We start from the raw sequence: 733 nt of genomic DNA on the forward strand, positions 1-733 counted from the left end.
CGACTATCCTATGCCTTCGCGTTGGTGTCGGTCGCCGTCGGGATGGAGATGGATGGAAATACGATCCGCCAAGCCCGGTTCGCACTCGGCGGCGTGGCGCATAAACCTTGGCGAGATCCGGCCGCGGAGGCGGCGCTTACCGGACAAGCCGCAAGCCCGGACAATTTCAATCGCGCCGCTGACCTGGCGCTGCGTGGTGCTAAGGGGTTCGAGCACAACGCATTCAAGATCGAACTCGCACGCCGAACCATCATTCGCGCGCTGACACAGGCTGCACAGGGCACACCGCAGTCCCAATCCAACAAGAAGATCGCGTGAGGTGAGTGATGCCACGCGATCGCCCGACTGACCCTCATCCAGGCGACTTGAGCCGCCGTAGCGTTCTGCAGGGCGCCGTCGCCGTCGGGGTTCTGGGACAGGGACGCGCGGATGCGGCGGCGCCCACCGCAATTGCAGGCCAACAAGTAACCCATGCGAGCAAGCCAATGACTCCTTACATCGGCAGCCCGATATCGCGCGTCGACGGGCGGGACAAGGTTACGGGTGCGGCCAAATACGCTGGCGAGTTCAATGCACCGGGCCTTGTCCACGCCAGCGTCGTCGGCGCGACAATCGCTAAAGGCCGCATTGCCAGCATCGATATCGGCGAGGCCATGAAAGTAGAGGGCGTGATCGACGTGCTCTCGCATGAGAACCGACCGTCCATGGCCGACAACGACAAGGCCTACAAGGA

General features: G+C 62.9%; 1 protein-coding gene and 1 pseudogene. Both read left to right on the plus strand.

Going from position 1 to position 733, the window contains the following annotated elements; translation table 11 throughout:
• Positions 1–318 (plus strand): FAD binding domain-containing protein (locus tag AC1DT3_RS23200; protein ID WP_477467509.1); only part of this gene is annotated, 318 nt, incomplete at its 5' end.
• An 8-nt stretch (positions 319–326) separates the two neighbouring features.
• Positions 327–733, plus strand: a pseudogene (locus AC1DT3_RS23205) (hypothetical protein); the annotation flags it as partial.

The sequence above is a fragment of the Microvirga sp. P4_G7 genome (assembly GCF_056401005.1).